Source organism: Niallia oryzisoli, assembly GCF_043641075.1.
Taxonomy (GTDB): Bacteria; Bacillota; Bacilli; order Bacillales; family Cytobacillaceae; genus Bacillus_BD; species Bacillus_BD oryzisoli_A.
Map to the genome: position 1 here is coordinate 18,712 of NZ_JBHZRC010000007.1, position 12,809 is coordinate 31,520.

At 42.2% G+C, this 12,809-nt stretch carries 14 protein-coding genes and 1 riboswitch; all 14 genes read right to left on the bottom strand.

Annotation, left to right across the window (positions count from 1 at the left end; translation table 11 throughout):
• Positions 1-258: 258 nt before the first annotated feature.
• Positions 259-984 (bottom strand): ATP-binding protein, encoded by a 726-nt coding sequence (locus ACHUFV_RS18155; RefSeq protein WP_394236611.1) that lies wholly within the window; start codon positions 982-984, stop codon positions 259-261.
• Positions 981-1,463 carry an ECF transporter S component gene (locus ACHUFV_RS18160; RefSeq protein ID WP_394236613.1) on the bottom strand — a complete coding sequence of 161 codons (483 nt, stop codon included), beginning with the start codon at positions 1,461-1,463 and terminating at the stop codon, positions 981-983. Before ACHUFV_RS18160 ends, ACHUFV_RS18155 begins: the two co-directional genes overlap by 4 nt.
• Positions 1,444-2,046: a cob(I)yrinic acid a,c-diamide adenosyltransferase gene (locus ACHUFV_RS18165; protein WP_394236615.1), complete on the bottom strand. Its 603-nt coding sequence runs from the start codon at positions 2,044-2,046 to the stop codon at positions 1,444-1,446. Before ACHUFV_RS18165 ends, ACHUFV_RS18160 begins: the two co-directional genes overlap by 20 nt.
• Before the next feature lie 19 nt (positions 2,047-2,065).
• On the bottom strand, positions 2,066-2,503 hold the full coding sequence (locus ACHUFV_RS18170; RefSeq protein ID WP_394236617.1) for a bifunctional adenosylcobinamide kinase/adenosylcobinamide-phosphate guanylyltransferase: 438 nt from the start codon (positions 2,501-2,503) through the stop codon (positions 2,066-2,068).
• On the bottom strand, positions 2,455-3,069 hold the full coding sequence (locus ACHUFV_RS18175) for a histidine phosphatase family protein (protein WP_394236619.1): 615 nt from the start codon (positions 3,067-3,069) through the stop codon (positions 2,455-2,457). Before ACHUFV_RS18175 ends, ACHUFV_RS18170 begins: the two co-directional genes overlap by 49 nt.
• On the bottom strand, positions 3,039-3,830 hold the full coding sequence (cobS, locus tag ACHUFV_RS18180; RefSeq protein ID WP_394236621.1) for an adenosylcobinamide-GDP ribazoletransferase: 792 nt from the start codon (positions 3,828-3,830) through the stop codon (positions 3,039-3,041). Before cobS ends, ACHUFV_RS18175 begins: the two co-directional genes overlap by 31 nt.
• Entirely contained in the window at positions 3,817-5,334 is a 1,518-nt protein-coding gene (locus ACHUFV_RS18185; RefSeq protein WP_394236623.1) for a cobyric acid synthase, read from the bottom strand. The genes cobS and ACHUFV_RS18185 overlap by 14 nt, the downstream gene beginning before the upstream one ends.
• Positions 5,331-5,912 (bottom strand): bifunctional adenosylcobinamide kinase/adenosylcobinamide-phosphate guanylyltransferase, encoded by a 582-nt coding sequence (locus tag ACHUFV_RS18190; protein WP_394236625.1) that lies wholly within the window; start codon positions 5,910-5,912, stop codon positions 5,331-5,333. The genes ACHUFV_RS18185 and ACHUFV_RS18190 overlap by 4 nt, the downstream gene beginning before the upstream one ends.
• Complete coding sequence (gene cobD, locus ACHUFV_RS18195) at positions 5,882-6,967, bottom strand: threonine-phosphate decarboxylase CobD (RefSeq protein ID WP_394236627.1); 1,086 nt, start codon at positions 6,965-6,967, stop codon at positions 5,882-5,884. Before cobD ends, ACHUFV_RS18190 begins: the two co-directional genes overlap by 31 nt.
• Complete coding sequence (gene cbiB / locus ACHUFV_RS18200) at positions 6,942-7,907, bottom strand: adenosylcobinamide-phosphate synthase CbiB (protein ID WP_394236628.1); 966 nt, start codon at positions 7,905-7,907, stop codon at positions 6,942-6,944. Before cbiB ends, cobD begins: the two co-directional genes overlap by 26 nt.
• Entirely contained in the window at positions 7,897-9,378 is a 1,482-nt protein-coding gene (locus ACHUFV_RS18205; protein WP_394236904.1) for an adenosylcobinamide amidohydrolase, read from the bottom strand. Before ACHUFV_RS18205 ends, cbiB begins: the two co-directional genes overlap by 11 nt.
• Positions 9,379-9,380: 2 nt before the next feature.
• A complete protein-coding gene (locus ACHUFV_RS18210; protein WP_394236630.1) occupies positions 9,381-10,439 on the bottom strand; it encodes a FecCD family ABC transporter permease in 1,059 nt (352 codons plus the stop codon).
• Complete coding sequence (locus ACHUFV_RS18215) at positions 10,405-11,400, bottom strand: ABC transporter substrate-binding protein (protein WP_394236632.1); 996 nt, start codon at positions 11,398-11,400, stop codon at positions 10,405-10,407. The genes ACHUFV_RS18210 and ACHUFV_RS18215 overlap by 35 nt, the downstream gene beginning before the upstream one ends.
• Positions 11,401-11,561: 161 nt before the next feature.
• Positions 11,562-11,745: riboswitch (cobalamin riboswitch) on the bottom strand.
• Positions 11,746-11,833: 88 nt separating this feature from the next.
• Positions 11,834-12,604 carry a hypothetical protein gene (locus ACHUFV_RS18220; protein ID WP_394236634.1) on the bottom strand — a complete coding sequence of 257 codons (771 nt, stop codon included), beginning with the start codon at positions 12,602-12,604 and terminating at the stop codon, positions 11,834-11,836.
• Positions 12,605-12,809 lie beyond the last annotated feature (205 nt).

Consider the following 12,809-nt stretch of genomic DNA (forward strand, 5'->3'; position numbering starts at 1 on the left):
ATGAAGGACAGTTCCGGAGCCTTTAGCCTTCCTTTTGTCCTTCAGAACCTTTATGAAGGACAGTTCCGGAGCCTTTAGCCTTCCTTTTGTCCTTCAGAACCTTTATGAAGGACAGTTCCGGAGCCTTTAACCTTCCTTTTGTCCTTCGGAACCCTTCTATAAGACAGTTCCGGAGCTCGTTGCCTTCGCTTTGTCCTTTAGAGCCCTTCTATAAGACATTACCGGAGTACTTACTTCACTTTTTGTCCATTACCCCTTTTATTCTACCTCTATCTCCACTGAATGATAAAGCCTCGCTGTCATTTCCTTCACAACAGGCTCGAGCACAGCTGGGAAAGCAGCTAAAATACAAGTCGACGGTCCGGAAGTTTTCACCAAATCCACATCACAGCTGACGGATTCCAAAGACAGCCCTTCATCACCGGTCATCACCTTCAATTCGTGAAAGACTCCCTTTGATCCGACAGGCAACAGAATCACATCTTCCAGCAGACTCAGTTCCTTAAACAAGGAAAGAGGCAATACCTCACTGCCCCGCTCTAAAACTTCTTCCCCCACTAACGGTGACCCAATGACCGCAATCTTCATTTTATCCAAAGAAAACTTCGCCTCGGCAAATGACCGTTCCCTTTTTCCCATCACAATGATTCCAAGGGCCGATTGCAGCAGTTGAAAATTACTTTCTGTACTCCCTGAAATCTGTACATTAGATTTCAGACCCAGTTCATTCAATCCACGTTCGGCACCTGCAACAATCGCCTGCCATGAGTCCTCACTGCAAAAATTATGAATCATAACAGAAAAAGGCACCCCGCCTGCTGCGATACATTCCATCGCAGCCACTCGAAGACTGAAATATGAAACAATCTCATAGGGTGTCCTGACCAGGTCATGTTCCTTTAAACCAATGCCTCCGCTGTTATCAGAAGCAATGACAAGTGAATCTTTTTCACTCAAGGGTATAATCGTAATATCCCTTTTCATTTTAGCGCTTCCTTATGAAAAAGCACGCTCACCAAACGAGGTGTCAGCAGTAAGGCTAGTACGGTATTTAGCACAGCTCCAATTAATAAGGACGGGACCATTCCGATGTAGAAGCCTGCACCCATGATAAATAAAAACGGTAAAGGAGAAACAAACGTATTTCCGATTACAAATAGAATACTAGCAAGGACTCTTTTTCCCTTACTATAAATGAGCGCAAACAGCCAAACGAGCAGTGCCATTTCTACAGCAATTAAGAAATGAAACGGCCCTAACGGCATGCCCCCAATTAATGCAGAAATAAGATGACCGAAAAAAGCAACAAGCGCCCCAGGTATTCCTCCTAATATGGCACCCGCTGTTAAAGCGGGCACCATATCCAATGCAACACTAGCGACAATCGCTGGAATTTTAATCGAAGCGCCAACCACCGCCAAAGCAATAAATAAGCTGATTACACTAATCTTCCTTATGTTCATTTTCAGCTGCCTCGCTTCTTTTTCCACCGCGGAATACCGGTGCGCTGCGGACATATTCCACGTCCTTCACATTCAGACGGGCGTTTACCACGCGTGCGACAGCAAAGAAGTAATCTGACAGCCTGTTTAGAAATTGCAGCTGACGATGAAAGACATTATCCTCTTTTAAAAGACTAACAACCAATCGTTCCGCTCTTCTTGTTACGGTACGTGCGATATGAAGTGTCGCAGCAGCTGGAGAACCCCCTGGTAAAATAAAGCGTTCAAGCTCAGGAGCTTCCTTGATTAACTCATCGATTCTTTCCTCTAAATAGGTAATGGATTCAGCCGTCAATTTCGATTCGCGTTTTTTTGTCACATTCGCCAAATCCCCGCCGCAGTCAAAAAGCTCGTGCTGAATTTTTTCTAAATCATCCCTTATATCTTTAAATAATTCCGCATCAAGCTGTGTGACTGCCTGACCAACAAAGCTGTTAACTTCATCGACTGTTCCATAGGCTTCAACCCTTACATCATCCTTATCGACTCTGCCTCCGATAATACTTGTTTGTCCTTTGTCACCTGTTCTTGTATATAATTTCATCTTAAAACTTCCTTTCCGGCTATTTTAGTTTTTGATTGATTCCGTACCAGATAAGATCGACCCGTTCGGAAGCTGCAGCCGTATCCTGAAAAACCCTTCCTGTTACATCACGCCAAATTCGTTCCTTCAATGAAGCAGGGACAATTCCTTTTGTTATATCTGAACCTATTAAAACCACCAATCTTCCAGGCTTACTAGTTTCCCATAGCCTCCATTGCTGCAAAAGCTTCTGCCATTTTTCTCGGACTGCGCTCTCATCCAAATGATTCAACAGCTCCTTGACCCATAGCTCAATTCCTTCAAGAATAATCATGTCCTTGCCAACTGAATCAAAGCTGCCGGGTAACTCCCCCTGACCATAGGCGGACATCCAACGGCTGTTTTCTTCATTTATTTGATTATATGCTTTTACCCATTTTGATTTTCCGTTAAACGCACCGCCCGTAACAAAGTGCATCGTTCTCCCCTCCTGAAAGCCTCCACACTTGACCATACCAGCTCGAACCCGTTTCCATGAGGAACCTTCCACTCCCAAAAATCGCGCTCTTCGTGAAGCTTTGATAATAAATAACGAATGACACCCCCATGTGTCACAATGGCCATCCGGTGGATATTGTCCTTCTCCATCATGGTTAGAACCTTTTGCCAGCCCTTTTCAATCCTGTCACCAAAAACTGAATAGCTTTCGCCATACGGCGGGACCTTTTCATATTGGTCGTTGAGCCATTCCTCGTAATCAGAATCACCTGAGAGCTCGGCGTATGTTTTCCCTTCCCAGCTGCCAAAATGAAGCTCCCGAAGTTCAGGGAATGAAATCGGTTCTTGATCAGGAAATAAAACGTTTGCCGTCTGTAAGCAGCGCTTTAAATCACTTGTCACAATCATTTCATATGGTGATGGCTTAAAACACCGAGCCGCCAACACTTCTCTAACATCGTCACATATTGGGGAATCCGTCCAACCAATATAGGCCTGTCGTTTATTTTCCTCCGTTAAACCGTGACGAAATAATGCCACAACCACAGCGTCATCCATAAAACAATTTCCACTCCTTCCACTGATGCACCTAATACATCACCTGTAATTCCACCAAACCATTTGACTGCTTTTCTCGCCGCCACCATAAGAAACACAAGCCCTGCCAGCAATAGCAAGAAGGCCCCGCTAAGCACTTCAGGCCAAACCGCTACGAACATACCAAACAAAAGAAGGACATATATAGGATAATTCCAGAGAGTATATTTGGAGGCAGCATTTTTAAACAACGTTCCAAGCCCTTCCTCTTTTGCGGCTTTCACATTAATTAACAGAATGCCCATTACACTTTTACTTAAAAAAGGAATGAAGGCAATAAGAGCATAGGAGCCTTCATAGAGCCGCTCAGCAATCTCGTAAATAAACAAAAACTTTGCACTCAAAAGGACTAAAACAGAAAGGACACCAAATGCTCCTACCCTTGAATCCTTCATGATTTCCAGCCTTCTTGCTTGATCACGATAGGAAAAGTAAGCATCACTTGCATCCATCCAGCCATCCAGATGCAGACCTCCCGTAATGACAATCATTGAAAGCCAAACAAAGAAAGCAGCAGCAAGCGGGGACAACGGCGTCCACGCAGAAATGGCAAACATAACAAAAGCATAGAAAATACCCTGTAACAAACCTAGGATAGGAAAGGTTTTAATTGCCTTTTCAATATGGACACGATCCATTGGCACTTCGTAAGGAATGGGAATGCTCGTAAAAAATTGAACCGCCATAATGAATCCTTTAATGATTTTCATGCTCACGTTCCCAATCTAAAATGATTTTTTTTACTCGATTGTAGTCAATATATTTCCCCATCTCTTCCGCCAGCCGTTCATACCGCTCCTCTTTTAAACTTCCAACATCCACCTTGGGCTTCCGTGGTATATCAATGCTGTCGCGAATACGATTGAGCCAAATAGTACGCCAGCCATCATTATGAAAAAGATGATGTAAGTATGTACCGATGATACGACCGTCGTTACCATAATAGCCTTCTTCCCACTTAGAATCGAAAAGAAACAAAGGACTTTTCACTAAATCAGGAATAGCCGTATCACCTAAATGAATCTCGTAGCCTTCAATCGGCTCCATTCCAATTCCTGTTTGCGGATGGCAGGTTCCCTCCACGCGAATGGTCTTCTTTTCTTTTTGAAAATGAGTCACCGCATCAATAAGGCCCAAACCGCCCTCTTCAAACCCTGCTTCCCCTGTATCAGTGCCCTCAACATCAATCAGTGTTTTCCCAAGCATTTGATAACCGCCGCAAATCCCTGTCACAAAGCCTCCATTTTGCGCAAAGCTGATAATCTTATCTGCTATCCCGGAATGTCGCAAATGCTGAAGATCACGAATGGTACTTTTCGTTCCGGGAATGATAACAGCATCCGGCCTCCCAAACTCCGAGGCATCACGGACAAAGCGCAAAGCAACATCTTCCTCATGTAAAAACGGTTCAATGTCACTAATATTTGATGCATATGGAAGCTGAATAACAGCAATCTCCAATTCTCCTGATTTTTTCAAACTGCGAAATTCATTAATCGATAAGGAATCCTCACGATCAATCATATGATTGCTTATAAAGGGGAGCACACCCAAGACGGGAATGCCTGTCCTTTCTTCAAGAAACGTCACGCCATCTTTAAATAAATTAAAATCACCGCGGAATTTATTGATAAAAATGCCTTTTACTCTGTTTCGTTCCTCGTTTGAAAATAGTTCAAGCGTTCCAATAATGCTGGCGAAAACACCACCCCGGTCAATATCTGCTGTAAGAAATACAGGGACATCTGCAATTTCAGCCACCTTCATATTAACAAGCTCGCGGTCTTTTAAATTCATTTCAACCGGGCTGCCTGCTCCCTCCATCACGAGAAATTCATATTGCTTCGAAAGTTCCTTGATGGATTGATGAATGACCTCAATTCCTTTTTCGTAAAAGGTTTCACGGTAGCCTTTTCCAGACAGTGTTTTAAGTGCCTTCCCCAGCAGAACCACCTCTGAATTTCGGTCAGACTGCGGCTTTAGCAGAATGGGATTCATCCAAACAGAGGCTTCTGTTTTAGCGGCTTCTGCTTGTATCCCCTGGGCACGACCAATTTCCGATCCATCTGCCGTTACATAGGAGTTATTAGACATATTCTGTGATTTATATGGAGCAACCTTTATCCCTTCATTCACAAGCATTCTACAAAAAGCAGTCACAATCAAACTTTTTCCCACATCAGAACCAGTTCCTTGAATCATGAAGCCCTTCATTTACCCACTCCTTTCATTTCAACAGGTGTCCCTGACTCGACCAAAAAAGCTTTTGATGCAGAGACGACAATCTGTTGATGTAATTTCCCAAGCAGACGGCTGTATTGAAAAACCAGTTCATTTGAAGCAATCGGTTCATGCAGCACCTCATTACTCACAATGACAAGTGTCCGTGCCCTTTGAGCAATCAAACGAATTCCATTCCACATTTCTTCGAATAGATGGGCTAGAAAGAATTCCTCCTGCCACTCGCTTTTTTCAAAAAATAACTCATTATTGAGCCAGGTTGTTAAACAATCGAGCAGCACAACATCCTGCTCTTGAAAGGAATCAGCTAATTCTCCAATTGAAACCGGCTTTTCCCATGTTATCCACTCCAGCCCACTTTGGCTGCGTCCCTCCTGATGCTTGAGAATTCGTTTCTTCATTTCAGCATCCGATGCCTGCATTGCTGCAATATAATGGAGCTGGCCAGCGTTAGACTGCCTCCATATATCAGCAGTCAGCCTTTCAGCAAAACTGCTTTTCCCGCTCCGTACTCCGCCGGTTATAAAAACGATGGATTCAGCCTGCGCCACGCCTTCATCGCCTCCATTAGCTTCCTATTTTCAACGGATGTTCTGATGGCAAACCGCAGCCACCGGCCTTCAAGACCTGGAAAGTTAAAGGTATGTCTTGGAACGATTCCCTGCTTCAGCAAAAATTCAAAGAGCGGGTATTGATCATTTAACTGAGGATCCCGTAGCAGATAAAAGTTAATTGCTGAGTTGGAGACCTCAAAATGCTGCTCTTGATAAAATCTAAGAAGCACATCCCGCTCCGATTGTATAAATTGAATCATTTTACTGATATGTTCCTCATCCTCTAAACACCACTCACCCGCCTGGATTGCAACACTATTGACACTCCAGTGAGGCTGGTAAGCTGACAGCTTTTCAACCAAGCTTCGGTCAGCCATTAGATAGCCTAAGCGTATTCCCGGAATAGCAAATATTTTTGTCAAGGATCTCATTAGGATTAACTGAGGAAATTCCTTTAAGTACGGAACAAGCGGTTCATATTCCGCGGTAAAATCATAAAACGCTTCATCTACAATCAGGAGACAATTTTCACGTTTACACGCTTTTAGAAGCGGCAAAATGATATCTGTTCCATAATACATACCGGTAGGATTATTCGGATTACACAGAAAAACAGCGTCCATTCCTTGCAGTTTCCCAATTAAATCATGAAGATGGATCTCCCATCCATCAGACAGCTGATAATAAGAAACATCGCAGTTGTTGACCTGGCATGCCTTTTCGTATTCAGAAAAAGCCGGCTCCACAATCAACACTTTCTTTTCTGCTATCAGTCTGCCTAGTAGACTTATGATTTCAGCACCGCCATTCCCGATAAGAATCCTCTCTGGTCCAATCCCTTCCCGGTTCGCTATTTTCACCTTTAATGAGGCAGTATGTGGGTCGGGATATGTTCCAATTCCATGAAACAAATCTCCCCAGTGCTTTTGTAGCACTGCTGGCGGTCCAAGCGGGTTAATATTAGCACTAAAGTCAATGAGGCACTCCGGAAGCGTCAGCCCGGCAGCTTCGTACAAATATTGAGGGTTAGAACCATGTGACGGCCATGTCAATGAACACACCTCCAAGCCATAAAATGATTAAAAATAAAAAGACTGTTTGTGATAAAATACGATTCATTAAGATAATATCCTTGCTTTCTAATCGAAAAAGCGGGTCACCCATTAATGCACGATTTGAAATAATTCCTTTATATGTATTGATTCCACCCAGCTGGACACCTAAAATTGCTGCTGCTGCCGCTTCACACCAGCCGCTGTTTGGACTTGGGTGTTTTTTTGCATCGCGGAACAGGATGTGCCAGGCACTCTTCCGCTTTGTTTTAAGCGGACGGTTAGCTAGAAGCATAATGAAGCCTGTCAACCTGCTTGGAATCCAGTTAGCTACGTCGTCCATTCTTGCGGAAGCCCAGCCAAAATCTTGGTATTTTTCATTTTTATAACCCACCATCGAATCACAGGTGTTAATGGCACGGTATAAGAGCGCCAATGGTGCACCACCGACCAGGGCCCAAAACATTGGAGCCGTTACCCCGTCGCTAGTATTCTCTGCAACTGTTTCTACCGTTCCGCGGACAATTTCCGATTCTTGTAAATTCTCCGTATCTCGGCCGACAATATAGGAAAGCTTTAGTCGCGCTTCGTTTAGATTTTCTTTTTGCAGTGGATAATAGACCTCGAGGGCAGCATCCTTCAGACTTTTTTGTGCAATCGTGGAAGCAATTAAAATCCCTTCAACTACAATCCCAGCCAATGGATGTAATGTATAGGCTGCGATACTGATAAATAATGCAGAAACAAATACAACCAGCATAACAATAAGGAGCATACCTGCCCCCTTACATTTCCTTCCCCTTCCATGATTAAGCCGCTTATCAAGAGTGGAAATCAGCCTGCCAAACCATTTAACAGGATGCGGCCATGAAGGAGGGTCTCCGACTATCCGATCAATGATAATAGCTAACGTGATCGATAATGCATGTTCAACTATCATAGATTCTCTCTCTTCTTTCTTTGCTCTTCCTAATCGCTTCCTCTGTACATTCGTAAACTCCCTTGCCAATCAGTTTGCCAAGCGGTGTAATGCTGCCTGCATACTCGAGGAGCTTTCCCTTTTGGGTCGCAGCAATTAATATGCTGTCTGTCGACGTTCCTGTAGCAATCGTTCCTGTACGTGCGTCTTTAATATTCCTATCATGTAAGACCTTAACCTTTGCTTCAGTTGCCGTCACAATCGAATGGATAAATGCCTCGTCGGTTAATTCTCCGTTAATAAACAGCCAGGTATTAATGGTTCCAGGTGTTAAGCAATAGCTTTGCTCATTGCTTTTGGAAACATCTACTGCATTGCCAACTCCAGCCGTTACAACCACCAGTACGGAAAATTCATCTTCCTCATAGAGACGATACACCACATCCTCTGTATAAACAGCCGTCATCATCCCAACGGTATCAGATGGTTCAAGGCCATTCGCCTTTAAAAATTCACCCAATTCCTCCCGCGGATCGCTGCTATTGTAATTCTTATCCACGTGTCTGTTTACAAAGGTATGATGCCAGCCCATACCTGAACCTGTAACACCTGAGGACATGGTACGTAAAGACAATGGAGCCTTTAAGACGATATAATCATGATTTACTGCTATATTTTCTTTCGTAATCTTTACTTCATTTCGCGCCTGATAGTAGGATTCAGGCAGAAGAACCATTTGTGGGGCAGGAACCTTTGGATGAGAGTGTTTTCTTATTTGTGTCTTATAAACATTCTCAATTATTTCCTGTTTCAACACTTCATTTGGTATATCATAACGATTCACTTCGCCGTTTTCCATCAGCAGGAGACGGTCACAATACAACCCCGCCAAATTTAAATCATGAAAAATAGAGACAACCGTTAATTCCTTTTCCCGCGTCCACTTTTTCAATAGGTCTAACAGTTCCTTCTGATAAGACAAATCCAAATGATTTGTCGGCTCATCCAAAAGAAGGATTTCCGGCTCCTGTGCCAGTGCCTGCGCAAGGAAAACCCGCTGCCTCTCTCCGCCTGATAACAGCTGAATGGGCTGCTCTTGTAAGGAAGCAACACCCGTCCAATTCATGACCTCTTGAACAATGACCTCGTCTTCCTTACTCCATTCGTTAAAAAAGCCTCTTTGATGCGCATACCTTCCAAGCGAAACCGTCTCTTTAACTGTGTAAGAAAAGGCTTCAGATGTATGCTGTGAAAGTACGGCTATAACCTTTGCCAGCTGCTTCGTTGAGTAGTTTTTTAACGGCTGCCCTTTCAGATAAATATTTCCCTGTTTATAGGGTAAAATGCCGCTTATCATCTTGAGCATCGTGGTTTTTCCGCTGCCGTTTGGTCCTAGAATCCCAAACAGCTCACCTTTACGTACTTGAAACGAAACATTTTTAAGGACAGTGTCATGATCATAGCCGCCATATAGTTGTTCAATCTCTAGCATCCTCATCGTTTCCTTTCCTTTCTCTTACTGCCAACCAATATAATCGCAAACACCGGAGCACCTATTAAAGAAGTAATCACCCCAATTGGAAGTTCTGTTGGTGTGATAATCGTTCTTGCCACAAGATCAGCTAAAATGAGGAAGCTGCTGCCTGTTAGAATCGAAAGTGGCAATAAATGCTTATGATCAGGTCCCCAAAGCAGTCTGGTTAAATGAGGGATAACCAATCCAACAAAGCCAATTGTCCCAGAGACAGCAACTGCTGCACCTGTCAAAATGGAGCCTGCAGTTAAGACAAGCAGCTTCCGTCTTTGCACATTAACTCCTAAATGCTGTGCACGTTCCTCTCCAAATGACATCGCATTCAATTCATTTGCATTGACTAAAACAAGCAAGGACCCAATGATAAAAAACGGAAGGATGATTTGGATATAATCCCAGCCTCTCATCGACACACTGCCTAACAGCCAGCCGATGATTTGGCGAAGCTCTTCGCCGGTTAAGGCAATCATGAGGGAAATAAACGCACTTAGAAAAGAACTAAAAATAACTCCTGTCAAAATAATTGTTTCTACCTTCATCGAGCGGTCAATTTTTTGTGAAAAGAAAAGGACGATAATCATCGTTAAAAATGAACAAATAATACTTAAAAAGGGTAATGTAAACTCACCAAGAAATGGAATGGAAAGATTTAAAAAGATGGTCAGAACGGCACCGACCGAAGCACCGGAGGAAACCCCCAGTGTATATGGATCGGCAAGCGGATTGCGTAATAATCCTTGAAAGGCGGCTCCTGCAATGGCTAAAGATGCTCCAACTAAACCTGCAAGAATCACTCTTGGTAATCTGATATTAAGAACAATATTCGAATACATGGGATCAACCTGCTCCATTGAAAATCCGAACAGACCTGAACCAATCATTCTCACGATATCGAAAATAGGTACAGAAACTGTACCTATTGAAATAGCAAATAGCATCGCCGTAATTAATAAAACGACTGACAGCAAATAAGCAACTATTTTATTATTTGAAAACGTCTGGGTATACCGCTTTTGCAACTTCCTCTACTCCTTTAACAAGGCGAGGCCCTGAACGTGTTACTTCATCGGAGTTAACATCGACTACCTGTTTCGTTTTGATAGCGTTAATATCCTGCCATCCTTCTCGACTTAATACCTGTTCAGCAGCATCCTCTACATAGAATCCATACGTTGTAATAATGACATCCGGATTGCTGGCAATGATTGCTTCTTGGTCAACCTTTGGCCATTCTTCTTCTGTGACTACATTTTCAGCGTTAATGATTGTAAGCATTTCATCCATAAATGTATTTTTTCCTGCTGAAAAGATATCAGGAGCAGGTGCAATTTCAAAATAAACTTTTTTCTTATCTTCCTCTTTAATTGTTGCTGCTTTTTCCTTTATTGCTTCAATTCTTGTTTTCATATCGGCTACAATTTCGTCAGCCTTTTCTGAAGTTCCTGTTGCCTGCCCAATCATATTGATAGCATCATATACAGCATCAAAGCTTGTTGCATCATTAACTACAAGTACTGTAATACCTGCATCACGTAGCTGCTGTAATCCTTCAACAGAGCTTCCCATCGATGAGCCGCCATGTGCCAAAACAAGATCCGGCTTTAATGAAATGATTTTCTCAACATTAAAATTCATATCACCGATTTTCTCTTTTTGTAACGCTTCTTCTGGATAGTTGTCATAATCATTCACTCCGACAATCTCATCGCCCAAACCTAATGCAAAGGATATTTCTGTATTACTCGGAATCAGTGAAACAATTCTTTCTGGCTTTGCTTCAATCTTCACTTCATTGTCTGCGGCGTCTTTTATCGTTACTGGAAAGACATTCGCTTTCTTTTCTTCACCAGATTTTGTCTGCTGCTCTGTCTTTTGATCCTGTTCGTTTTTCGTTGTTTCTTTCTCGTCTGCTCCCGCGCAGCCTGCTACAACGGCTATGCATAGAAGCATTGCAAGTAATAATCCGTAAATCTTCTTCAATTTTTAGTCCTCCCTTTATTGTCAATCCTGTAGTCTTACATATACATTGAATTAGATCCAACACAACAAAAAAGCATCTCCAAAGCCGAGGAGATGCTGGATTGACTATATAAAAGGTAAGGATAGCCATTTTCCATACACCCCCTATCCTCGTAGGTTTTTTTGGTGTTTTAGAAAAGGCAGGTCTCCTGGCTTATGATCATCGCTTCCTGCTCCTTCCCGTACAACGTACAGTGGATATGTGCAGGTCACTCCCAATTACAGTGGCGGGACCGCGTTGGATTGTACACCAACTTCCCATTTAAGTCTTGTTTTTAAAAAGACACCTTTTTCTATAATATGTAATTTACACTATTTAAAGTATATCATCAGAAAGAAAACAATGGTAGTATAATTTTTTCCATTGATTAGCAGTGCTTCCAGAATCACTCTATTAGCTTGAACGCATTTTCCATTCACGTGTTTTTTTATCAAAAATAAGCTTTGCATCACATGGTCTTTTACTATTTTTTTCGTATTCTTCGTACATATCATCCATGTTTGAGAAGTCACCAATCACCCACATCGGCATCTCAATGCGAAATCGATTTTGCATAACATCCTTAATCGACAAAACCAAGCCTTCACTCATAAACTTTTTTATTGATAATAAAAGATGCTCGTCAACAGAAGGATAGTTTTTCTTCTTTTTCAATCCTAATAAATTTTTCTCTGGCTTTATCGTTTCAAGCTTCGTTGGTATTAATTGACTGAGGAGAAAGTAAAAATGATTTAAATCCCGGTAATAGGTTTTATTAAACCAGCCATCATCATGTGCTAAATAGGCATAGGAATTACCTAAATAACTATAAAATGGCGGCCTTAACGGTTCTTTCACATGACCTAAATAGAGCAGCTCCGCCAGAACCTGGCCGGGAATCTCATCTAATCCTTCCATTTCTTCAAAGTCAATCCAGCAAAAATCCCCATAACCGTATACGTCCTCATCAATTAGCTTCATCAGTCTTTTCTTTGGAACGTAATCAAGCATTGTATGCATATTAAAATCTCCATCATCAAACCGATGCTTAAGAAGGAGTAAATGATTAATAGACTCGTGTAAAGACAGCAGGAACTCGCGAAATTCAATTCCATACGAAAGTACATACTGATTTTTTTCATTTAAATGGATGTAAATAACATCCCTTATATCATTCCTCTTCAACGATGAAACCCCCGAACACGTATTAAAATATCCTCACTGTCAGACCCTAATAAATGCCAATATCTAGTTACTACTATCATAGCAGATAATAAGGACATTATCTTTAATAAAAGCTCGTTTATTTTGTGTTAATCATTTTTGGCGTGTGTCGTAAGTTTGACTCACCCTTATGAACTATACTTTTTTATACAGTATTGAGCAATGA

Coding starts and splice junctions, on each gene's coding strand:
- cbiB (WP_394236628.1), bottom strand. CDS start 7,907: ATGATAGTTGAACATGCATTATCGATCACGTTAGCTATTATCATTGAT.
- ACHUFV_RS18155 (WP_394236611.1), bottom strand. CDS start 984: ATGAAAAGGGATATTACGATTATACCCTTGAGTGAAAAAGATTCACTT.
- cobS (WP_394236621.1), bottom strand. CDS start 3,830: ATGAAAATCATTAAAGGATTCATTATGGCGGTTCAATTTTTTACGAGC.
- ACHUFV_RS18205 (WP_394236904.1), bottom strand. CDS start 9,378: ATGCTAGAGATTGAACAACTATATGGCGGCTATGATCATGACACTGTC.
- ACHUFV_RS18165 (WP_394236615.1), bottom strand. CDS start 2,046: ATGAAATTATATACAAGAACAGGTGACAAAGGACAAACAAGTATTATC.
- ACHUFV_RS18170 (WP_394236617.1), bottom strand. CDS start 2,503: ATGCACTTTGTTACGGGCGGTGCGTTTAACGGAAAATCAAAATGGGTA.
- ACHUFV_RS18160 (WP_394236613.1), bottom strand. CDS start 1,463: ATGAACATAAGGAAGATTAGTGTAATCAGCTTATTTATTGCTTTGGCG.
- ACHUFV_RS18185 (WP_394236623.1), bottom strand. CDS start 5,334: ATGAAGGGCTTCATGATTCAAGGAACTGGTTCTGATGTGGGAAAAAGT.